The 22,116-nt window shown below is 60.1% G+C and carries 22 protein-coding genes and 1 rRNA gene; 6 read left to right on the top strand and 17 right to left on the bottom strand.

Translation table 11 applies throughout. From position 1 onward, the window contains the following. The 10 genes from ACFSR7_RS24915 to ACFSR7_RS24870 form a co-directional block, all read right to left on the bottom strand. Window positions 1–250 (bottom strand): 16S ribosomal RNA (locus tag ACFSR7_RS24915); the annotation flags it as partial. A 499-nt stretch (window positions 251–749) separates the two neighbouring features. Next, window positions 750–2,270 carry a lysine--tRNA ligase gene (lysS, locus tag ACFSR7_RS24910; RefSeq protein ID WP_378166278.1) on the bottom strand — a complete coding sequence of 507 codons (1,521 nt, stop codon included), beginning with the start codon at window positions 2,268–2,270 and terminating at the stop codon, window positions 750–752. Between the two features lie 138 nt (window positions 2,271–2,408). Next, entirely contained in the window at window positions 2,409–2,885 is a 477-nt protein-coding gene (greA, locus tag ACFSR7_RS24905) for a transcription elongation factor GreA (protein ID WP_090117794.1), read from the bottom strand. Window positions 2,886–3,125: 240 nt separating this feature from the next. Continuing rightward, on the bottom strand, window positions 3,126–4,145 hold the full coding sequence (gene dusB / locus ACFSR7_RS24900) for a tRNA dihydrouridine synthase DusB (protein ID WP_378166276.1): 1,020 nt from the start codon (window positions 4,143–4,145) through the stop codon (window positions 3,126–3,128). 13 nt (window positions 4,146–4,158) lie between these two features. Further along, complete coding sequence (gene folK, locus ACFSR7_RS24895) at window positions 4,159–4,662, bottom strand: 2-amino-4-hydroxy-6-hydroxymethyldihydropteridine diphosphokinase (RefSeq protein ID WP_378166274.1); 504 nt, start codon at window positions 4,660–4,662, stop codon at window positions 4,159–4,161. Window positions 4,663–4,707: 45 nt separating this feature from the next. Further along, window positions 4,708–5,067 carry a dihydroneopterin aldolase gene (gene folB, locus ACFSR7_RS24890; protein ID WP_378166272.1) on the bottom strand — a complete coding sequence of 120 codons (360 nt, stop codon included), beginning with the start codon at window positions 5,065–5,067 and terminating at the stop codon, window positions 4,708–4,710. Between the two features lie 23 nt (window positions 5,068–5,090). Then, a complete protein-coding gene (gene folP, locus ACFSR7_RS24885) occupies window positions 5,091–5,945 on the bottom strand; it encodes a dihydropteroate synthase (RefSeq protein ID WP_378166270.1) in 855 nt (284 codons plus the stop codon). After that, entirely contained in the window at window positions 5,942–6,862 is a 921-nt protein-coding gene (locus tag ACFSR7_RS24880; RefSeq protein ID WP_378166268.1) for an aminotransferase class IV, read from the bottom strand. Before ACFSR7_RS24880 ends, folP begins: the two co-directional genes overlap by 4 nt. Then, entirely contained in the window at window positions 6,859–7,437 is a 579-nt protein-coding gene (gene pabA / locus ACFSR7_RS24875) for an aminodeoxychorismate/anthranilate synthase component II (RefSeq protein WP_378166266.1), read from the bottom strand. The genes ACFSR7_RS24880 and pabA overlap by 4 nt, the downstream gene beginning before the upstream one ends. Then, the gene (locus ACFSR7_RS24870; protein ID WP_378166265.1) at window positions 7,434–9,068 is read right to left on the bottom strand and encodes an anthranilate synthase component I family protein; all 1,635 of its coding nucleotides are present in this window, start codon (window positions 9,066–9,068) and stop codon (window positions 7,434–7,436) included. The genes pabA and ACFSR7_RS24870 overlap by 4 nt, the downstream gene beginning before the upstream one ends. A 197-nt stretch (window positions 9,069–9,265) precedes the next feature. Between ACFSR7_RS24870 and ACFSR7_RS24865 the strand changes: the two genes are divergently transcribed. The 3 genes from ACFSR7_RS24865 to ACFSR7_RS24855 all read left to right on the top strand — a co-directional run bounded on the left by ACFSR7_RS24865 (window position 9,266) and on the right by ACFSR7_RS24855 (window position 12,480). Then, a complete protein-coding gene (locus ACFSR7_RS24865) occupies window positions 9,266–10,426 on the top strand; it encodes a copper amine oxidase N-terminal domain-containing protein (RefSeq protein ID WP_378166263.1) in 1,161 nt (386 codons plus the stop codon). A 111-nt stretch (window positions 10,427–10,537) separates the two neighbouring features. Beyond that, window positions 10,538–11,986, top strand: coding sequence for an NAD-dependent epimerase/dehydratase family protein (locus tag ACFSR7_RS24860; protein ID WP_378166261.1), 1,449 nt, complete (start codon window positions 10,538–10,540; stop codon window positions 11,984–11,986). A 113-nt stretch (window positions 11,987–12,099) separates the two neighbouring features. Then, window positions 12,100–12,480 carry a hypothetical protein gene (locus ACFSR7_RS24855; protein ID WP_378166259.1) on the top strand — a complete coding sequence of 127 codons (381 nt, stop codon included), beginning with the start codon at window positions 12,100–12,102 and terminating at the stop codon, window positions 12,478–12,480. A gap of 212 nt (window positions 12,481–12,692) precedes the next feature. Here ACFSR7_RS24855 and cysK read toward each other — a convergent pair whose 3' ends face one another. The 7 genes from cysK to nadA form a co-directional block, all read right to left on the bottom strand. Continuing rightward, a complete protein-coding gene (gene cysK / locus ACFSR7_RS24850; RefSeq protein WP_090117803.1) occupies window positions 12,693–13,631 on the bottom strand; it encodes a cysteine synthase A in 939 nt (312 codons plus the stop codon). A gap of 136 nt (window positions 13,632–13,767) precedes the next feature. Next, on the bottom strand, window positions 13,768–14,736 hold the full coding sequence (locus ACFSR7_RS24845) for a peptidylprolyl isomerase (protein ID WP_378166257.1): 969 nt from the start codon (window positions 14,734–14,736) through the stop codon (window positions 13,768–13,770). 24 nt (window positions 14,737–14,760) lie between these two features. Next, on the bottom strand, window positions 14,761–15,639 hold the full coding sequence (hslO, locus tag ACFSR7_RS24840) for an Hsp33 family molecular chaperone HslO (RefSeq protein WP_378166255.1): 879 nt from the start codon (window positions 15,637–15,639) through the stop codon (window positions 14,761–14,763). Between the two features lie 62 nt (window positions 15,640–15,701). Further along, window positions 15,702–16,466, bottom strand: a complete 765-nt coding sequence (locus ACFSR7_RS24835; protein WP_378166253.1) for a type III pantothenate kinase — start codon at window positions 16,464–16,466, stop codon at window positions 15,702–15,704. Further along, entirely contained in the window at window positions 16,463–17,362 is a 900-nt protein-coding gene (gene nadC, locus ACFSR7_RS24830; RefSeq protein ID WP_378166251.1) for a carboxylating nicotinate-nucleotide diphosphorylase, read from the bottom strand. The genes ACFSR7_RS24835 and nadC overlap by 4 nt, the downstream gene beginning before the upstream one ends. Next, window positions 17,355–18,968, bottom strand: a complete 1,614-nt coding sequence (gene nadB / locus ACFSR7_RS24825; protein ID WP_378166249.1) for an L-aspartate oxidase — start codon at window positions 18,966–18,968, stop codon at window positions 17,355–17,357. Before nadB ends, nadC begins: the two co-directional genes overlap by 8 nt. Before the next feature lie 43 nt (window positions 18,969–19,011). Then, window positions 19,012–19,950, bottom strand: coding sequence for a quinolinate synthase NadA (nadA, locus tag ACFSR7_RS24820; protein WP_378121864.1), 939 nt, complete (start codon window positions 19,948–19,950; stop codon window positions 19,012–19,014). A gap of 399 nt (window positions 19,951–20,349) precedes the next feature. Here nadA and ACFSR7_RS24815 point away from each other — a divergent pair, with 399 nt between their 5' ends. The 3 genes from ACFSR7_RS24815 to ACFSR7_RS24805 are packed head-to-tail and all read left to right on the top strand — an operon-like array spanning window position 20,350 to window position 22,047. Then, window positions 20,350–20,754 carry an RNA polymerase sigma factor gene (locus ACFSR7_RS24815; protein ID WP_378166248.1) on the top strand — a complete coding sequence of 135 codons (405 nt, stop codon included), beginning with the start codon at window positions 20,350–20,352 and terminating at the stop codon, window positions 20,752–20,754. Then, on the top strand, window positions 20,721–20,894 hold the full coding sequence (locus ACFSR7_RS24810) for a sigma factor-like helix-turn-helix DNA-binding protein (protein WP_378166246.1): 174 nt from the start codon (window positions 20,721–20,723) through the stop codon (window positions 20,892–20,894). Before ACFSR7_RS24815 ends, ACFSR7_RS24810 begins: the two co-directional genes overlap by 34 nt. Next, window positions 20,887–22,047, top strand: a complete 1,161-nt coding sequence (locus ACFSR7_RS24805; RefSeq protein ID WP_378166244.1) for a hypothetical protein — start codon at window positions 20,887–20,889, stop codon at window positions 22,045–22,047. The genes ACFSR7_RS24810 and ACFSR7_RS24805 overlap by 8 nt, the downstream gene beginning before the upstream one ends. Window positions 22,048–22,116 lie beyond the last annotated feature (69 nt).

The following is a 22,116-nucleotide window of genomic DNA, read 5'->3' as shown; positions in this document are numbered from 1 at the left end:
GCCGCAGGCCCATCCCAAAGCCACAGCTTGCACCGTGTTTCTCAACAAGATCATGCGACCTCGTTGCCTATCCGGTCTTAGCATTCGTTTCCGAATGTTATCCCGGTCTTCAGAGCAGGTTGCCTACGTGTTACTCACCCGTCCGCCGCTAACTCAGTTTGTAGCAAGCTACAAACTAAATCCGCTCGACTTGCATGTATTAGGCACGCCGCCAGCGTTCGTCCTGAGCCAGGATCAAACTCTCCATAAAGGGTAGTTCGACTTGCTCATGATAAAGCTGGTATAACTTTTGCTTCCGCCTCGAAAGGCTTCAGCGTCCGTTTGTTTTAACGCTCGATGTTCAGTTTTCAAGGAGCAATCTCGTCTTCGCTCTCGGCCTCGTTCTCGGCGGCCTCTCAGCGGCGACTTGATTAATATATCACAGGCGCCTAGGCGATTGCAACACCTTTTTCAAAAGAATTTTAAAAACCTGAAAATCCGTCTACATCGCATATCGGAGGTGTTTGATCACGTGTAATGCATCCCTCCAAACAGGCTTTCCTCTATATAGAAGGTTCCTGCAGAATCGACTCCCACGACGGCCAAAACGACTACTCCCTGTCTGAAGGGGATATCGATCAAACGGGGCGCACACGCACATACGCTGCACACGCTGGCTCGCTCCCACTCCGACGCATCATTCCCCTTACATGTTCCACATATAAAAAGAGCCAGCCGCCACCTGGCGACCGGCTCTCCTTCTATTCAACTTACTCCCCGCGCATGTGCGGGAACAGCAGTACGTCGCGGATCGACGGTGCGTCGGTCAGCAGCATGATCAGGCGATCGATGCCGATGCCGAGACCGCCGGTAGGCGGCAAGCCGTACTCGAGCGCGCGGATGAAGTCCTCGTCGAGATCCTGCGCCTCGTCGTTGCCCGCTTCCTTCTCCACCAACTGTGCTTCGAAGCGCTGGCGCTGGTCGATCGGATCGTTCAGCTCGGTAAAGGCGTTGGCGTGCTCACGGGCGACGATGAACAGCTCGAAGCGATCCGTGAAGCGCGGGTCTTCGGCGTTCTTCTTCGCCAGCGGCGAGATCGCCACCGGATGTCCGGTCACGAACGTAGGCTGAATAAGCGTATGCTCGACAAACGTCTCGAAGAAGGCGTTCACGATATGGCCGAACGTCATATGGGGCTCGACCGGCACCTTGTGTTCCTTCGCCAGGCGATGCGCTTCCTCGTCGCTCATATCGATCGTGAAGTCGATGCCTACGGCTGTCTGGATCAGCGAGGTCATCGACTCCCTGCGCCAAGGCGCGGACAGGTTGACTTCCTGCCCTTGATAGAAGATCTGGGTCGTGCCGAGCACCTCTTCCGCCAGATGAACGACAAGGTCCTCCGTCAGCTTCATGATGTCCTTGTAATCCGCATAAGCTTCATACAGCTCGAGCATCGTGAACTCCGGGTTGTGGCGCGTCGACATCCCTTCGTTGCGGTAGACCCGTCCGATCTCATAGACCTTCTCCAAGCCGCCGACAATAAGCCGCTTCAGATGAAGCTCGATCGCGATCCGCATGTACAACTGCATGTCGAGCGCATTGTGGTGCGTAATAAACGGCTTGGCGGCCGCGCCGCCGGCGATGGCGTGCAGCGTCGGCGTCTCGACTTCGAGATAGCCGCGTCCGTCCAGATAACGCCGCATCGACTGGATGATGCGCGAGCGAGTGATGAAAGTCTTTTGCACGTCGGGGCTGACGATCAGGTCTACGTAACGCTGGCGGTAACGCGTCTCCACGTCCTTGAGGCCATGGAATTTGTCCGGCAGCGGCAGCAGCGACTTGGTCAGCACAGTCAGCTCCGATACCTTAATCGAGGTCTCCCCGGTGCGCGTCTTAAAGACCGTACCCTTGATGCCGATGACATCTCCGATATCAAGAATGCCGAACGCCTTGTACTGGTCCTCCGGTACGGAGTCCTGACGCACGTAGATCTGGATCTTGCCGGTCAGATCCTGGATATGCGCAAAGGAAGCCTTGCCCATCGAACGCTTCTGCATGATGCGTCCCGCCACGCTAACTTCTTCGGCGAGCTCGTCCAGCTCCTCCGTCGACTTAGCGTCGAGACGCTCGAGGATGTCGCCTGCAGCAGCCGTACGTTCGAACTTCGTGCCGAACGGATCGATGCCCAGCTTGCGAAGCTCGTCCAGCTTGTTGCGGCGGATCTGCAGCATCTCGCTGAGTTCGGCGGCGGTGGGTTCGGTACTCCCTTGTTGTTCTAAATCTTGACTCATGATGTACACCCTTTCCTAACTGAATATCCGTCAGAACGCGGGCCACCCTCTTTCGTTCAAAAAAGCTTCCGCTGCCGGAAGCTTTTTCGCGCTCACAGATGGCCTTGTCGCTTGCTTGGCACGGGGCCCTGCAGCAGATTACCTTTTGATATCTACAATCTTGTATTGAATAATGCCCGCGGGAACGCTGACTTCGACGGTCGTGCCCTTCGACTTGCCGATAATCGCGCGTCCGACAGGGCTCTCGTTGGAGATCTTGTTCTTCAACGGGTCGGATTCAGCCGTGCCGACGATCGTATATTCAAGCGTCTCGTTGAATTCGAGGTCTTCGACGACGACGGTGGAGCCGATGCTCACGGTGTTGAGATCGATCTCGTCGTTGTTGATGATGCGAGCGTTGCGCAGCATCTTCTCTAGCGTGATGATGCGGCCTTCAATGAATGCCTGTTCGTTCTTGGCATCTTCGTATTCCGAGTTTTCGCTGATGTCGCCGTAACCGATTGCAACCTTGATCCGCTCGGCTACCTCGCGGCGCTTGACGGACTTCAGGTTCTCCAGTTCCTCTTCGAGCTTCTTGAGCCCGTCCGGGGTCAGAAGCACTTCTTTTTCGCTCATCTCACCGATCTCCTGTCGAAGATATGATATCCATGCCGGGCATGAAGGCTTGCTTGCGGAGGCTGCGCCGCGAATAGCGCGGCGGGTCGCACACCTTGAATACAGTTATATGGCGAATTGCCGCCGACATGACTGGGAATGACCCGGCCAGCCGCGGCAATCTCGACCGTCTTGCGAATATTGCTTAGAATTATATTTCAACCCCTATTAAATGTCAATTAACAGGAATCGGGCGTGAAATCAATGCACGACAGCGGGTCCGTCCTCGGTCTGCACGGCAGCATCGAGGTCGGCCAGGGACTCAACATATTCGTCGAGCCTGCGCGCTACGTCGGCTCTGCGCGTCATTTCCATGATCTCGTTTTTGACGCGCGCTGCATCCGGCAGACCCTTGAGATACCAGGCCAGATGCTTGCGCATCTCGCGTACAGCCTGCCCCTCGCCCTTAAGGTTGATCAAACGGTCCATGTGCAGCATGGCGATGCGCATCTTCTCTCCGGGATTCGGGTCCGGGAGCTTCTCGCCCGTGGTCAGATAGTGGACCGTACGGTACAGCATCCACGGATTGCCCAGTGCGCCGCGACCGATCATGACGCCGTCTACGCCCGTATGGGCAAGCATGCGCTCCGCGTCCTCGGGCGAGAAAACGTCCCCGTTGCCGATTACCGGGATGGAAACGGCTTCCTTGACTTCCTTTATGATATCCCAGTTCGCGTGCCCCGTATACAACTGTTCCCTGGTGCGTCCGTGCACGCTGACTGCAGCGCCGCCGGCGCGTTCGACAGCGCGGGCATTTTCCACTGCGTAGATGTGCTCGTCGTCCCAACCGATCCGCATCTTGACCGTCACCGGCTTCTCCGCCGCGTCGACCGCATACGAGACCATCTCGTAGATCTTGGCCGGATCCAGCAGCCATCTGGCGCCCGCGTCGCACTTCGTGACTTTTGGCACGGGGCAGCCCATATTAATGTCGATAATGTCGGCGTTCGTGTTCTTGTCGACGAACTTGACCGCCTCGACGAGCGATTCGCGGTCGCCGCCGAAAATCTGCAGGCTGAGCGGCTTCTCCCGCTCGTCCACGAACAGCATCTCGAGCGTTCGCCGATTGCCGTGCAGAATCGCCTTGTCGCTGACCATCTCCGCGCACACGAGACCGCAGCCGAATTCCTTGGCAATCAGCCGAAAAGCGGGGTTGCAAACGCCGGCCATCGGCGCCAGCACCACGTTGTTATTCATCTCCACATTGCCGATCTTCAGCATGTGATTATCCCTCCTAGAGGCCGTACGGCTCCAACCCGGAAGCCAGACGACGAATGCCTTCCCTCTCAAGCGTATCCGGCCCGAGCTGTGCTTCCCAAGGGAAAGCTTCGCCGGGCGTCCACACGTCCCTAAGCGGCGCAAGCACGAATGCCCGCTCTCCCATGCGGGGATGCGGGAGCGTCAGCTCGTCCGTCTCGAACGTCTCGTCCTCGTACGACAGCAGGTCCAGATCGATGACCCGCGGTCCCCAGCGGAACTCGCGGACCCGGCCCATCTCAAGCTCGAGCGCGAGCAGCGCCCGCAGCAGCTCGAGCGGCGGCAGGCTCGTCAGCAGCGCCGTCGCCATATTTAAAAAATTCGGCTGGTCCGTATAGCCGACCGGATCGGTCTCGTACACGCCGGACACGCGCTCCACCCGGATGCCGGGCGTCTCGTTCAAGCGGCGCAGCGCCTCCGCGAGAGACCGCTCCCGGTCGCCAAGATTGGCGCCGAGCGCCACATATGCCAGCTTCATCATCGTTCAGTCCTTCTTATACCCGCGGGCTTCATGACTGCCGTTCAGTCATCTGACTCGGGTGAGCTCGACCGTGACGCCGTCGAACGTAATGTCGAAGGGCGGATTCGGCTTCGTCACGCCTACCGTGACTTCATGGATTATAGTATACGTACCGAGTACCGCCGTTGCAATGCTCGCGGCAAGCTTCTCGATAAGCTTTACTGGAGGGCCTTCCACGATTTCCTTGACCAGGGCGTGGACCTCCGCATAGTTCACCGTATCGGCGACGTCGTCGCTCTCGGCAGCGCGGCTTAAATCAAGCTTCATGTCGAGATCCACGTAATACTTCTGGCCGAGCTTGTTTTCCTCCGGGAATACGCCGTGATATCCGAAAAACACCATGCGCTTCAGCTTCATCGTATCCACTCGTTCGTCGCTCCTTTAAGGTGTCAGCCGTCTAAATTGGCTTGGCGGTATACGATCGCGTCGGTCATCGCCGCTACCCGCTTCATGGCCCGCACGTCGTGCACGCGCACGATCTGGCAGCCCTGCGCGATGCCCAGCGACGTCGTCGCGCCGGTTCCTTCGACAACGTCGTCGGCCGGCAGGTCAAGCGTACGGCGAATGAATGTTTTGCGCGAAGTTGCCAGCAGCACGGGATAGCCTAGTGCGTTCAACTCGCCGAGCCGGCCCATCAGCTCCAGGTTATCATCGTAATCTTTGGCGAAGCCGATGCCGGGATCCAGCCAGATGCAATCGTCCGAAATGCCGGCCGCTTGGGCCAGCGCCACGCTCTCCCGCAAATCGGCCAGCACGTCAGTCACGAATTCGCGGTAATCCCGCCGTTTGCGGTTATGCATTAAGATGATCGGCGCCTTGGCGTTCGCCGCCACTTGTGCCATTCGAGGGTCGTGCTTCAAGCCCCAAATATCGTTCAAAAGGTGTGCGCCGGCCCGAAGCGCGCGCTCGGCCGTATCGGCCCTGTATGTGTCGACGCTGATCGGCAGCGGAACCGCCTTGCGGACCGCCTCGATGACCGGCAGGATTCGCCGCTGCTCTTCTTCGGCCGTCACGGGATCGTGCCCCGGACGCGTGGACTCGCCGCCGATGTCGATCAAGTCCGCGCCTTCTTCGGCCATCTCGACCGCGCGGCGAACCGCCGTCTCGACCGAGTCGAACCGGCCGCCGTCGGAGAACGAGTCCGGCGTCACGTTCAGAATGCCCATGATTAACGTCCGTTCGCCGAGCGTGAGCTCGAGACCGTCGACAAACCGGTAGCGTCTACGATAAATGACAGGATTCATGCTTCATCGCCTTTCTCCGCGGCAGCCCGATATGCCGTCATCAGCCTGCGGGTCCACGGACCCGGGGCTCCGGCAGCATGGACCTCGGCGGAATTCGATGCGAGACGGCCGGGGCCGCTTGCAGGCTGCCCGTCCGGTTCCTGCACTGTGACGACCGGCACGATCTCCTGAATTGAATTGGTCACGAAGCATTCGTCCGCCCGTAACAGGTCGTCCCAGGCATACATGCCTTCGTGACAAGCCAGGCCCGCTCGGCGAGCCTGATCCAGCACGTAAGCCCGGGTCACGCCCGCCAGCGGCCCCGTATCGAGAGACGGCGTGTACAGTGCCCCGTCCCGCAGCCAGAATACGTTGCTCACTAAGCCTTCGACGACCTCGTCCCTCTCATTCAGGAACAACCCTTCGGTGCTCGCCGAAGCGCCGCCGGCCTGAAGCTCCCGCTTCGCCGCGATATTGTTCATATAGTGGAACGACTTGAACCGTTCCGCGCCTCCCTCCGGACGCGTCCGCCGAAGACGCAGCAGCCTCAGTGTCTTGCCCCGCCGCGTCGCGGGATCGTCCGCTGCGAGCGCCTTGGCGTAGACGATCTCGCGCGGCGCTTCGTATTCGCCCGCGGGGAGTCCGACTTCGCCGGTGCCGGCGGAAACCGACCAGCGGATGTAAGCATCGGCGAGGCCATTCGCCTCGAGCAACCGCGCGACGTCGGCGGCCATCGCGTCCGGATCCGGCCGGTATGAGATGCCCAGCGCTCCGCAAGCTTCGGCAAGCCGCTCCGCATGCCTGCGCAGCAGCCAAGGACGGCCGCCGTACGTGCGGAACGTCTCAAACAGGCCCATCCCATACAGGAAGCCGTGATCGTAGACTGAGATCACGGCTTCCCGGCTATCCATCAATTGTCCGTCCAGCAGCAGCTTCATTGCCGCAAGCCCGATTTGTAGTTCAGGAAATTCTGCAGCAGCGTGCGCCCATGGTCCGTCATGATCGACTCGGGATGGAACTGCACGCCCTCGACGACATACGCCTTGTGGCGCAGTCCCATGATCTCGCCGTCCGTCTCTGCGCTGATCTCCAGACAATCGGGCAGCGTATCGCGCTTCACGATGAGCGAGTGGTACCGCGTCGCGGTGAACGGGGAAGGCACGCCTTCAAAAATCGTGCGGCCGTCGTGCGACATCTCGCTCGTCTTGCCGTGCATGAGCTGCGGCGCGCGCACGACGTCGCCGCCGAACGCCTGTCCGATCGACTGATGTCCGAGGCAGACGCCGAAGATCGGAATCTCTCCCTTGAAGCGGTCGATCAAGGACAGGCTGATGCCGGCCTCGTTCGGCGTGCAAGGACCCGGCGAGATCAAGATGTGATCGGGCTTAAGCGCAGCGATGCCGTCAAGATCGATCTCGTCGTTGCGCTTCACGACGATGTCTTGTCCCAGCTCGCCCAGATACTGCACCAGGTTATAAGTAAACGAATCGTAATTGTCGATGACCAGAATCATGCCCAGTCCCCCTTCGCGTCGGCTCCCGTCCCGTCCGGGCTGAGCCGCTCCCCGTACTGTACAGCCTTCCAGAGCGCCTTGGCCTTGTTCAGGCATTCGTAGAACTCCCGCTCGGGATCGGAATCGATGACAATGCCGGCGCCGGCCTGGATATGGCACAGGCCGTCCTTCGCCACCATCGTACGGATAACTATATTAAATTCCATATTCCCCGCGTAGTCAATCCATCCGATCGAGCCGGTATACGCGCCTCTGCGTACGGGCTCGAGCTCCTCGATAATCTCCATCGTGCGGATCTTGGGCGCGCCGGTGATCGTCCCGCCGGGAAACGAAGCCGCCAGCACATCGAGATTATCCTTGCCCGCCGCTATCCGTCCTTCGACCTGCGACACGAGATGCATCACATGCGAATAGCGCTCGATCGTGAGCAGCTCCGGCACGTGTACCGAGCCATAGGCGGAAATGCGGCCCAGATCGTTGCGCGCCAGATCCACGAGCATGATATGCTCGGCCCTCTCCTTCTCGCTCGACAGCAGTTCGTCCGCCATCGCCGCATCCTCCTCCGGCGTGCGCCCGCGCCTGCGCGTGCCGGCGATGGGCCGCATGCTGACGCGCTCTCCCTGACGCTTGACCAGAAGCTCCGGCGACGCCGACACGAGACTGAAGCCGGGCAGTCGCAGCAAGCCCATGTATGGAGAGGGATTAATCAGGCGCAGCCACTCATAGAGCGCTTCGGGTGTGGCCTTCACCGGCATCGTCTGCCGGAGGGACAGGTTCACCTGGAAGACGTCGCCCTGGCCGATGTACTGCTGGATCCGTCGTACCGCCCGCTCGAACGCTTCCTTGGAAAGGGAGGTGCGGAGCCCGCGCGCGAACGCCTCGACGTCAAGAGCCAGTCCCTCCTCCGCAAGCATGCCGCGCGCCGCCGCAAGCGCAGTTGTTGCCTGGGGCTCCGCGGCTGCCGCAACGATCCGGTCCCAATCCGCCTTCATCTTCCCCGTGTGGGCGCGCGCCGCGCTGTAAGCGGCCGCAACCGCCGATTCGGTCCCCGTCATGTCGCCCAGGTCCGTATGGACGGCAAGGTACAGATCGCCAGTCTCATGATCGACGATCCACAGCTCGTCGATCAGCAGAAACGCATAATCCGGCAGCTCTAGCTCGTCCGCCGCCGTCTGCGGCAGCCGCTCCAGCGAACGCGCGACGTCGTAGCTCCAATAGCCGACGGCGCCGCCCGTGAACATCGGCAGCCCCGTGTCCGACGGCGTGCGATATCGGCCCATGATCTCGCGCACGACCGAGATCGGGTCTCCGCTCAGCCGCTCTGCCTCCCCTGCTGCATCTCCCCCGCCGCAGTACCTGAGCTCGGCCTGATCGCCCCGCCCGATCAATACCGCGCCTGGCCGTATGCCCAGGAACGTATAGCGGCCGCCTTTGCCGCTCTCCAGCACGAAGGCTTCCTCGCCCGCCGCCTCCCAGGCGCCGCGCCAGAGCGGTACGCGATCTTCGCCTGCTGCCAACGCATGCTTCTCTATATAAGGCAGACGATTATACCCGCGGCCGGCCGCCGCATCGGCATCCGTCAACTCCTCAATCCACAACCGCCATTTTTCCAACGATATTTGCGCTTCCAACTCCGCATATCCCCCTCGGAAGCTTTCTCGCCAACGATCGAACCGCGCCGCTCCCTATTCTTCACTAAAGTATACAAACAATCGCAAGCCGAGGATAGAGCGTTCGCCCTTCCGCGCGAGAAACTTTATTAACCTCCGAATCGTCTCTAAATATGGGTATTGAAGGATGCAACACTAAAAAAGGAGATGATCATGACATGCATAAGAGAAATAAAGTCCGGATGTTCGGGCTCGCCCTGCTGCTGGCAGCCGGAACCGCAGCGACGTCCGGCGGATCCGCGGCTCAAGCCGCAACCCCTAAGCCCATTAAACTCGTTGTCAACGGCAACGAGATCTCCGCCGGTACGGCGGCGCCTTATCTCGACGCCAGCGGCAGCGTCTTTGTCCCGCTGCGCATGGTCTCGCAGCTGCTCAAGTCCTATGTGGACTGGGACGGCACCAAGAAGCTCGTGTCCGTTTACGCGCCCAACCGTACGGTAAAGCTGACGCTCGGCAGCAAGACCGCGCAGCTGAACGACAAATCCGTCGCGCTGAACGCCCCTGCGCTTATGAAAAACAACACGGTGTACGTACCCGTACGTTTCGTCGCACAGTCGCTTGGCGCCGAAGTGAAGTGGCAGAGCGCGCAGCGCACGGTGACGATCAACGACGGCGATCCGTACACTGTCGGCTACGCGATCACGATGACGCCGTCCATGTTCTGGCTCGACAGGAAAACCGGCGATCTGTATCAGTCCGATCCGTCCAATAGTCCGGCCGTGAAGACCGGCAAGCTCGATTTTAAACAGCAAGAGTTCTTAAGCTTGTCCGTCGATAAGCTCGGTACCGGCGGATTCGTCGTGACGGTGTCCGATATATACGGCGAACCGCACATCAACGTCAACTATACGACAGCTTACGTTAAAAACAAGAAGCTTGCCGATCAGGCTTCGGTCCATTACTGGCAGCGCATGACGCCGAATATAACTACCATTGGCAACCAGCCGGCGCTGACGGACGGCAAGACGCTGCGGATCCTTGATGCGAACGGCAGTACGAACAAAACCTACGACCTGACCAAGCTGGGCGGGCTGGACGAAGTTTACGGCGTGGAGGGTATCGGCGCGAACTACCTGCTCATCAGGCCGAACACGACCGGCTTGCTTACCTTGGTCGACCCTGAGACGGGTAAAAAGAAGGATCTCTACGAGCTGCTCGACCCGGCGGATCAGGAATACGCCAAGTTGAACGACGTTCCCTACCACGGCGACACATTCACGGTAGAAGGCGAGCATGACGGCGTCATCGATCTCGACTACACCAGCGTCAAGAACGGCCAGCATCAGAAGCTTTCGGTTAAAATTAAAGATTGGCTGTGAATCCAAGACGACGCCATCTCTTCCGGATGCCCCGCCCCCAGGCGGGGTTTGTTACTTTTCGGACGATAACGGGTATGTGACGGCAGATGGATTCGAAGGAGCGCTGGCACCATGAGCAACCAGCAAGACAGTCCGGCAAAGAGACCCGTCGTCGCCTTAACGGGGGCGAGCGGCTATATCGGCGGCAACCTACTCCAGCGCTTGACGTCATTCGCCGACGTGATCGCGCTATCCCGAGGCGGCGGGAAAGGACGGGACGCCGATCCGCATACGAGCTGGCGCTCGTGCGATCTGTTTTCCCTGATCGACGCGGAACGGGGATTGGCCGGGGCGGACTATGCGGTGTACCTGGTCCACTCCATGCTCCCATCGGCCAAGCTGACGCAAGCCCGGTTTGAGGATATGGACGTGCTGCTCGCCGACCACTTCGCCCGGGCCGCCAGCAAAAACGGCGTGCGCCAGATTGTGTACCTGAGCGGCATCATCCATCCGGATGTGCCGCCCGGCGAGCTGTCCCGCCATCTGCGAAGCCGGCTGGAGGTGGAAAAGGTGCTAGCCTCTTACGGCGTACCCGTCACGACGCTGCGCGCCGGCCTGATCGTCGGGCCCGAAGGCTCTTCTTTTCCGATCCTGCTGAAGTTGGTGCGCCGGCTGCCCGTCATGATCCTTCCCAAGTGGACGCGCACGCGCACGCACGCGATCGCTCTCCCCGAGGTGCTGGACGCCTTGACCGCGACGATCGGACGGACCGACCTGTATCGCCGCGCGATCGACATCGGCGGACCCGATGTCATGTCCTACAGGCAAATGCTCAGCCAAACGGCGGACACGCTGGGCAAGAAGCGCGTCTTCATCCCCTTTCCCGCCTTCTCCGTTTATTTATCCCGTCTGTGGCTTGCGCTCATTACCGGTACGCCCAAAGAGATGGCTTATCCTTTGATCGAAAGTCTGGTTCATCCGATGGTTGCAAGGGATGAGCAGCGGGCAGGCGGAATTGGGGAGGGCGTCATCACGTTTCGCGAGGCAGCAAAAGACGCGATAAGGGAAGAGGAAAATAGGAAGCTTGACCGCGATCCTACCGAGGGGAAACAGAAGCGGAGGCCGGGCAAAGCTGCACGCGCCGCCAAGTCGGACGTCCGCTCCGTGCAGCGCGTCAGGCTGCCTGCGGGAATGGATGCCGATGCCGCGTCAAAGTCGTATCTTAGCTGGCTAAATCGGGTAGCCGGGCCGTTGATCCAGGTGGCGCACGATAAGAAGGATATTTATCGGATTCACGTGGCCGGCCGAAAGGCGCCCCTGCTTGAGCTCACGTACTCCAAAGAGCGGAGTTCGCCGACCCGGGCGCTCTATTACATCACGGGCGGCTCCTTTTCCAGCCGGAAGGAGACGCACCGCGGGCGCCTTGAATTTCTGCAGGTGCCGGACTCCGACGAATGCATTATCGCGATCCATGACTACTTGCCGGCGCTGCCCTGGTTTCTTTACAAATACACGCAGGCCAAGATTCACTTGTGGGTCATGTACGCATTTCGACGCTACTTGGAAAAGAAAATTCGATAGGCGCTCCGGGTCTGGTTTTAGATCCGGCCGGCCGCATAGTCGCCCTCGTCCGCGCTTATACTACGGTGGATCAACGCCGGAGTAGACGGTGCCGGCCAAAGGGGGACGACGCGATGGCAGAACGGGCGGTGCTCGCTTACTTCAACACGCCGGACCAAGCCAGACAAGCGCTTGAGGGGCTGAAGTCTCTGCGCCTTATCGAGCATGGGATCGACCGGTTCGACGGGTATCCCGGCGCAGGCATGGAGCATCTCGATCAACTGGGCAACACCATCGCCGGTACGTTCCGCGGACTCGGGTTCATCACGCTTGGCGGGGACTTCGACAATCCCGACGCCGCCGTGCTGGCCGCAGCCAGCGTCAGCGCCAGCGGGATGAGCTCGGGCGGCCCGGACAACCGGGTAACGGGACGCGATATTCTGCTGACGGCCATCGTCGAGGAGGACGACTACGACCGGGCGGTCGCCATCTGCCAGGAAGCCGGCGCGCTGTAGACGAAACGGAGGGCGGGCAGCCCTCCGTTTTTACTTTAGCCGGCAAATAACGATGTTACACATCGCTATCCCGCCGCACTCCCGCATCTTCGACCAAATAATGATGTCTCACATCGCTATCCCGCCATAATCTTATCCCGGTCCTGCCGCCGACCGGGAAACGCAAATATCCGGCCGCCCCAAAGGGACGGCCGGATCGTCGGCCGACAATATTAGTTGTCGAAGTTGAACAGCGGCGTGCTCAGGTAGCGTTCGCCGTTGGACGGAACGACCGCGACGACGCGCTTGCCGGCGCCCAGTTCCTTCGCCACTTGCAGCGCTGCGAAGATGGCCGCGCCGGAGGAGATACCGCAAAGGATGCCTTCCTTCTTGGCAGCTGTACGCGCCCATTCGAACGCATCTTCGTTCTCGACGGCGATGATCTGGTCGTAGATCTCGCGGTCCAGGATCTCAGGCACGAAGTTCGCGCCGATGCCTTGGATCTTGTGCGGGCCCGCCTTGCCGCTCGACAACAGCGGAGACGCCGCAGGCTCGACAGCGACGATCTTGACGCCCGGGAAGTTGTCCTTCAGCACCTTGCCGGCGCCGGAGATCGTGCCGCCCGTGCCGATGCCCGCCACGAACGCATCCAGCTTGCCGTCGAGCGAGTTGATCGCTTCGACGATCTCGGGTCCCGTCGTCTCGAGGTGGATCTTCAGGTTCGCCTTGTTCTTGAACTGATCGGCGAGGAAGTAGTCCGGGTTCTCCTTGAGAAGCTCTTCCGCTTTCTTGACGGCGCCGTTCATGCCTTCGGAACCGGGGGTCAGTACCAGCTCGGCACCATAAGCGCGAAGCAGATTGCGACGCTCAAGGCTCATCGTCTCAGGCATGACGATAACCGCACGGTAGCCCTTCGCTGCAGCGACGAGCGCGAGACCGATACCGGTGTTGCCGCTGGTCGCTTCCACGATTGTGCCGCCCGGCTTCAGCTTGCCTTCTTTTTCGGCTTCTTCCACGATGCTGATGGCGATCCGATCCTTGACGCTAGCGCCCGGATTCTGATATTCGACCTTGACGTAAACCTCCGCGCTGCCTTCAGGTACGATGCGGTTCAAACGGACAAGCGGCGTATCCCCGATCAGGTCCGTGATATTCTGCACGATTTTTGCCATGGCGAATGATTCCTCCTCGAATAATGGCGGACGGCGTCGTCCATTCATCTATTTCCGACAATTTCAGTAGGCTTTTATCTTTTCTCATCTTATCAACGTTGCACAGGATTGTCAATAGAAGGATAATCCCCTGTAACTAATATTGAAGCGCTCCGTCCAGCAATTTGGCGCCGAACTTGTCCAGCAGCGACTGCTCGACTTCGGACAATGGCGGCGTTACCGACAGCGCGTATTCGCGCTTCGCCGCCTCCCGATCCGCCTGTGCATCCTGTTCGCCCGCGCCTCTCCGGCCTTCGACGAGCACGACCTCGTAGCCCGCGTCCGTCCGGATCGGCCCTGCCGCTTCCCCGATCTCCAGCTTCGCCGCGGCCGCCAACAGCTCGGGCGCGACAAACGGATCGTCGGACTCGACCCAGCCGAGGCTTCCGCCGTCTGCAGCCGTATCCGCATCCTTCGAGTTCGCGGCAGCCAGCTCCGCGAAGTCCTCGCCTTGCCCAAGCAAGTCGACCAGATGCGCGGCGTCCTTCTGCCGCTCCACGACGATATGGGAGAGCTTCAGCTCTTCCTTCGGCGCGAATTCCTCCGGATGGTCGCTCATGTACTGCTCCACGTCCGCGTCCGTCACCTCAACGTCGCGTATGGCGAGCGCTTCAAGCTGCAATTTATAAAGGATATCCTCGCGCACATCCTCGCGTGTCATGCCAAGCTGCTGCTGCCGGGCATCATAGAAGGCTTCGAGGCTCTCGTAGCCCTCGCTCGCCTTGCGAAGCTCCCGGTCCTGCGACGCGTCCGAGATCGAGATGCCCGCGGACTGCGCTTCCTTCTGGACGGCCAAGCGGAGCATCATCATCCGCAATGTCTGCTCCCCGTACGAATTGAGCAGCGCGTCGAGCAGCTGCCGGCGAGTGATGCGCGTATCTCCTACGATTGCCACGGTATCGCCCGCTCCTCCCGGAGCCCCCGACATCGAACCGGATGGGACCGGCTCGTTACCGGACGGCTCCGCCGTAAGTGCCGGCTTGGCCGTACAACCCGCCTCGGCAGCCAGCGCCCACGTCAGGGCAAGCAGAACGATCGGCTTCCCCAGCCGCTTCGTCCGCCACATGGCCGTATCCCTCCCTCTGCTATATTAAGAAGTCGCGCGTTCCAGAATCTCTCGGAGCTGCTCGCCGTCGAACGAATAAGATTCATTGCAAAAATGACACTCGACCCGCGCCTGGCCGTCCTCGTCGATCAGCTTGCGCAAGTCAGCCTCGCCCATGCTGATAAGCGTGCGCTCAACGCGCTCGCGCGAGCAGCCGCAGACGAACTTGGGCTCAATCGTATCGTGTATCGTCAGATCGTCCCCAACGAGGAACTTCAAGATGCCTTCGGCCGTCTCGCCTTGATCGAGCAGCGCGGTGACGTGCGGCATCGCCGAAACGGCCTGCTCAAGGCGCGACAGTTGCTCGTCGGTAATATTAGGAAGCACCTGGATGACGAATCCGCCCGCATGCAGCACGGTGTTGTCAGTATCGACGAGGACGCCGAGTCCTACGGCGGACGGCGTCTGCTCCGATGCCGCGAAGTAATACGTGAAGTCCTCGGCCAGCTCGCCGGAGATGAGCGGCACGCTGCCGCGGTATGGCTCCTTAAGGCCAAGATCCTTGGTCACATTGAGAAAACCAGTCTTGCCTACCGCGCCCGATACGTCCAGCTTGCCCAGACTATTGCTGGGCAGATGCGTATGCGGATAATCGACGTAGCCTTTGACTTCGCCGGCGGCGTTGGCGTCGACCACGATCTGGCCGATCGGTCCGTCGCCCTTCACTTGCACGGTCAGCTTCTCGTCTCCCTTAAGCATGAAGCCCATCATGGCCGCTGCCGTAGCGGTCCGGCCGAGCGCTGCCGAAGCCGTCGGAAACGTATCGTGCCTGCGTTGAAGCTCGCGTACGAGCTCGGTCGTCTTCGCGCCGAAGACGCGGACGGCGCCGCCCCATGCGGTGCCTCTGATCAATTCGTCCGTCACTTCATCCGCTCCTTTGCTCTTGTTGGTGTATGCCGGCCGGCTTATCCGGCCTGCTGAGATTTCTATAGGTTGCGTTCGTAAATGATTCTTAATCCTTCCAGCGTCAGCATCGAATCGACCGCCTCGATCGTCTCCGACTCGCCCGCAATCAGCTCCGCCAGACCGCCCGTCGCGATGACGCGCGGCGTGCAGCGCTGCTCGGCGCAGATTCGCTTCACGATGCCGTCCACCTGGCCGGCGTAGCCGTAGATCGCGCCGGATTGGATGGCGGCGACCGTGTTGCGGCCGACGACCGCCCGAGGCTTGGCCAGCTCGACGCGCGGCAGCCTGGCGGCGCGCTGGTATAGCGCTTCGGCCGAGATGCCGATGCCCGGCACGATGACCCCGCCGAGATAAGCGCCCGCCGGGTCGATATAATCGAAGGTCGTTGCCGTGCCGAAGTCTACGACAACCAGCGGCGCGCCGTAGTGCTCGATGCCGGCAACCGCGTTGACGATCCGGTCGGCGCCGACCTCCTTCGGATTTTCGTACCGGATATTGAGGCCCGTCTTGATACCCGGTCCGACGACAAGCGCGTCGCGGCCGACATACTTGGCGAACAGCCGCTCAAGCGTAGGCATAAGCGGCGGCACGACGCACGAGACGATGACGCCGTCGATCTCGGCGGCCTGGATGCCCGCAATGCTGAACAGGTTGGTCAGCATGATCCCGTACTCGTCGATCGTCGCCGAGCGGTTCGTGCTGAGCCGCCAATGATGGAGAAGCTCCGAGCCCTCGTAGAGGCCGAGCACAATGTTGGTGTTCCCGACGTCGACGACCAGAATCAAGAGACTTCCCCCTTCTTGACTTCGTTCAGGTCCAGGCTGATGTCCAGTGCGTTGAACGAGTGGGTGAGCGCGCCTACGCTGATCACGTCAACGCCGGACGCCGCCACCTCGCGCACCCGCTCCGGACGAATGCCCCCGGATGCTTCCAGCACGATGTGAGGCGCGATGGCGCGCAGCTCGACTGCTGCCGCGGCCATCTGCTCGGGCGACATATTGTCGAACATGACGACGTTTGCGCCCGCGCGTGCCGCCTCGATGGCCTGCGCAAGAGATTCGGCTTCCACCTCGATCATCATCGTGTGCGGAATGCGCGACTTCGCGGACGCGACGGCGGCGGAGATGCCGCCGGCCGCCTTAATATGATTATCCTTGATCATGACCGCATCGTACAAGCCGAAGCGGTGATTGCTCGCGCCGCCGATGCGCACGGCGTACTTCTCCAGCGTACGGTGGCCCGGCGTCGTCTTGCGCGTATCTGCGATTCGCGCCGGATAGCCCTCGGCTGCGTCCACGTAGACGCGAGTCTTGGTCGCGATGCCGGACAGCCGCTGCAGCAGGTTCAGCGCGAGGCGCTCGCCGGTCAGGATGCTGTGCGTAGCGCCCTCGACGACCGCGAGCACGGTGCCGCGCTCGACGCGATCGCCGTCATGCGCCCGCGACTCGATCTCAAGCGAAGGATCGATCACGCCGAAGACAAGCCGCATGAGCGGCATGCCCGCCAGCACGCCCGCCTCCTTGGCGTGAATAATGCCCTTCGAACGGTGTCCGGCCGGCACCGTCGACATCGTGCTCACGTCCCCGCTGCCGATATCCTCGGCCAGCCAGGCCCTAAGCTGCGCCTTGACGGCGTCGACCGCGGGTCCCGCGATCTCCCAGTCCTTTTCCGATTCAAACATCGCCTATGAACTCCTCTCCGATGCCCCGTTCTCTGTGCATCAGCGTGTGCTTGCGCCAGAAAAGATCGTCCTTGTCCGGGAAGTCCTCCCGGTAATGCGCCCCGCGGCTCTCTTCCCGCATCAGTGCCGCCTCCATCATCAACGTCGCGCAGGTGAGCAGGTTCGCGTACTCGAATTCCTCGCGCGTCGTCATCTCCGTCTGGTACAGCGGCGACTGGCGGCGCAGCTCTTCGAGCCCCTTGGTCAGGCCGTGGGCCTCCCGCCTGAGACCGGCGAAGCGCACCATCAGCTTCTGCAGCTTGAGGCGGCGTTCCGCCATCTTGCCGGCAGGCGCGCCGATCCGTTCGGATGCGTAACCGGTACGCGCCTCGATCGCAAGCGGCGGCAGCGAACGGATCCGCTCGACGATGCGGCGGCCGAACACGATCGCTTCGGACAGCGAGTTGCTCGCCAGCCTGTTCGCGCCGTGCACGCCCGTCGAAGATACTTCGCCGCAGGCGAACAAACGGGGGATGCTCGATTCGCCGTTCATATCCGTGCGGACGCCTCCCATCATATAATGGGCAGCCGGCGCCACCGGAATCCAGTCCGTCGTCATGTCGAGGCCGTAATTCAGGCAAAACTCGTAAATATTCGGAAACCGGTGCTTGATCAGGTCCGGTGCCTCGTGGGTAATATCGATATAAACGTAAGTCGACTTGGTCAACTCCATCTCGCTCACGATCGCCCGTGCCACGATGTCGCGGGGCGCCAGCTCGAGCTGCGGATGATACTTGTCCATGAAGCGCTCGCCGCGGATATTGCGCAAGACGGCTCCTTCGCCGCGCACTGCCTCCGAAATCAGGAAACGCGGCGCGCCCGGGTAGCACAGCGATGTCGGGTGAAATTGGTTGAACTCCATGTCGCGAATGACCGCGCCGGCGCGGTAAGCCATCGCGATCCCGTCACCCGTCGCCACCTCGGGATTCGTCGTATAGCGATACAGCTGTCCGGTGCCTCCCGAACAGAGAATGGTCGCCGCTCCCCGCACGATTACGCGAGAGCCGTCCGGCTTCAGCACGAGCGCGCCGACGCACTCGCCCTCCTCGGTCAACAGATCGAGCACGAAGTGGTCGTCCCAGACCTCGATATCGGGCACGCTCTGCACCTTATCCGCCAGCGCGCGAACGATCTCGTAGCCTGTGGCATCGCCGTTGGCGTGCAGGATGCGGCGCTGACTATGCGCCCCTTCCTTGGTCAGGGCGAGGTGTCCGTCCTCTTCGTCGAAGTGCGTGCCGTACTCGATCAGCTCCTGAACACAATCCGGGCCTTCGTGCACGAGCACGTCCACGGCCCCGGGGTCGCATAGACCAGCGCCTGCGATCAACGTATCCTGGCGGTGGAATTCCGGCGAATCGTCCTCCGAGATGACGGCTGCGATGCCGCCCTGCGCGTAACGCGTGTTGCTGTCGAACAGGGACTTTTTCGTGATCATGAGAACGCGGCGATCTTTGGCCGCCTGAAGTGCCGTGAACAGGCCCGCGATCCCGGCTCCGATAATGATCATGTCCGTCTGTACGGTCTCAAGCTCCGCCGGATCGAAATCGACGATATAACGTGGTATCATGGCCCTCTGCGACTCCCCGCCTGAAGTTATTGGTCTCTCTCGATTACTTGACGAGCAGCATGCGCTCGAGCGACAGGCGCGCCTTGTCGGCGACGTCTTGCGGCACGTGGATCTGCGGCTGCATCGTTTCGAGCGCTTTGACGACTTTCTTCAGGTTGTTGACCTTCATATTCGGACAGACGAGGAACTTGCTCGCAAAATGGAATGTCTTGTCCGGGCTGTCCACCCGCAGCTGGTACCCCGTACCGTCCTCGGTGCCGACGATAAACTCCTTGTGGCTCGATTCGCGGCAATACTTCAGGATGCCTGTCGTGCTGCCGACGAAGTCGGCCAGCTCGACGACTTCGGGGCGGCATTCCGGGTGTACGACGAACTGTGCGTTCGGATACTTCGCCCGCATCTCGTATACGTCTTTGACCGTCAGCATGTCGTGCGTGTTGCAGTAGCCTTCCCAGATGATCATCTTCTTGTCCGTGTGCTGCTGCACGTAGTGGCCCAGGTTTTTGTCCGGGCACCAGATGACCTCGTCGCCTTCGACCGAATTGACGACATTGACCGCGTTCGCCGACGTGCAGCAGATGTCTGTCTCGGCCTTCACGTCCGCGGACGAGTTGATATAGGTCACGACCGTGGCGTTGGGGTGCTTGGCCTTCAGCTCTCGCAGGCCGATCGGATTGACCATATCCGCCATCGGGCAGCCCGCGCGTTCGTCGGGGACGAGCACGGTCTTGTGCGGCGCGAGAATCTTCGCGCTTTCGCCCATAAAGTGCACGCCGCAAAACACGATGACGTCCGCGTCGGTCTGCGCAGCCTTCTGGGCGAGCAGGAACGAGTCTCCGCGGAAGTCGGCCACCTCTTGAATCTCGTCGCGCTGGTAATAGTGCGCCAGAATAATGGCATTGCGTTCCTTTTTCAACTGCGCCAGGCGCTCGCGCAGCTCGCGGTTCTGCTCCGCTTTGCGTTCAAGGGCTAAAGCTTCCATGGTGAGTCTCCTCCTGCGGCGTTCACGCCTGGGTATGATGAATTGTGAAAATAAGCACAAATTAGGCCGCTTAACAAAAACGGGTTGCCAAATTTCGCAACCGACGTCAGTGAGTCAACAATAAATTTACACTTGCCAGGGGGCACTGTCAATGAATGTTCACAGATTTCCGCAAGAAGTTTTCCGCGTAATTATCGGCTTTCCCGGGCGCGGGAAACAAGCGGGAACACGCGTTCCTCCGTGCCTTCCAGCGATCGGTCGCAAATCATCCGACGCCCTACGCAGCATTTGCTATGCAACCGCATTCATTTATCGATGCGCACAATTGGATTCCTTTTTTTGTCTGGAACGGAACCTATTGGCCCGTCACGGTGTCTAATCGATGGAGGTGTTGCGAACTTGGAAGAAACCCACTGGTCCTATGCTGAGAATATGGATTCCGGCGGGCTTCGCGAGCTGATGCGGTTATACGGTTCAGAGGTTTGGAACCTGGCCTTCGTTCTGACCAAGCGCAGGGATCTGGCAGACGATGTATCCCAGGACGTATTCTTCGCCGCCTACCGGAAGATCGATACGTTCCGCGGCGCTTCCTCCGTTCGCACCTGGCTGCTGTCAATCACGCGAAACACGGCGCTCAACCGCCTGCGCTCGGCCTTTTTGCGTCGAGTTACGCTCATGGATCGCGTGCACGACCGTGCGCATGAATCCGGTCCGTCTGCTGAATCCGAAGCCTGCGGCGATCATTATCCAATGAAATATGGGAAGAAGTCATGCAGCTTCCTCTTAAACTTCGCGAAGTGCTAGTGCTTCAGGCGCGATATGAGCTCCCCGTCAGGGAAATAGCGCTGCTTCTGAACTTATCTGAGGGTACCGTCAAATCCAGGCTGTCGCGTGCAAGGCTACGCATGATTCGTCGTAGAGAGGAGGCTTCCGATCATGAATGAGGATCGCCTGCCGTCGTGGTACGAGAAATTAAAGGTAGATGCGTCTCGTGCGCCAGGCTTTACGGAAAACCATATGTCTGCAATCGAGCGGATGGCGCTCAGCGGCAAGCGTGAAGACCATCTTTTACAGTCGCACCGAAGCCGCCGCCCCCTTTTCGCAGCAACAATAGTCGGTCTATCCGTAGCGACGGTCGCTGGAGCCATTTTGTTAGGCCCTAAAGGAGGCGAGCTCGTCCGGGACCTGCGCCCGGTAACCTTTACTTCACCTTTAACGGCTCCCGCACAGAATGCAGCTCCACAGCCCATTCGGATTCAGCGCTTGTCGGGCTTGCTGAGTGATCAGCTGCCGTTTAAACTGCAGGACGTGACCGGTATTCGCGTGGAAGACAGCGAACATCGACTGCAGCCCTTCGAGGTGCCGACAGATCGGCTATTCGTTATTTTGCAAAATCTGAACGCTCTGGATATTGCCGCTGCATCGATCAGTCCGGAGCCGGAGATTTCTTGGGTACGCAATGCCTTTACAATGACATTCGAAACAGCTGAAGGCGCCTTTATCATGGCTTACGATCCGAGCAGCAATACGTACGGGACCTCGGATACGCTCTTGTTGGCTGACGATCAGGTGTGGATGCTCATGCAGAGGTATATCAATCCAGGCGGCGAATGGGCAGCGTACGACAGGCTTAGCGGACAAGCAAGTACTGAGCAAGCGATTGTGCAAGCGGATCAGATCACGGATCGGATATACGAGAAAAGCCGCTTTACCATCGACGGTCTTGACTATCTCGGCTGGGTGCGGAAATTTCTCTTCCTGTCCTCCGGTACGCTTTTCTATGACGGCGTTCTTGGAACGAAAGGATTCCTACAGTCTTTGTCACCACAGTCTTTAACAGGGTCCGGTTACCAGTACGCATATCCGAATGTAATAAAGCTATCCGCTGCGATTCTGTTTACAACGGACGATCGAGCTTACGTTACACCCGATGGAGTTAAAGTGGGTCTGTCGCAAGACGAAGTCATCGCCAATCTCGGTCTGCCCAACGCCCGCACAAATACGGCCTGGAGTTATCGAATTAGCGATGGCCCTTATTTTCACCTGCTGTTCGAAGACGGCAAGGTACGCTTCATCTCGCTGACCAAGCCTGACTAGAGACCTTTATGGTGAGCGCGGGCAGTCCGCCCTACGCAAAAGCAAAAACCCGCGATCCAGCTGCATGGG

It is taken from the genome of Cohnella sp. GCM10020058, from assembly GCF_042683485.1.
GTDB lineage: Bacteria > Bacillota > Bacilli > Paenibacillales > Paenibacillaceae > Cohnella.
Note: the sequence above shows the minus strand (reverse complement) of the source record. Positions and strands in the feature narration are given on the sequence as shown.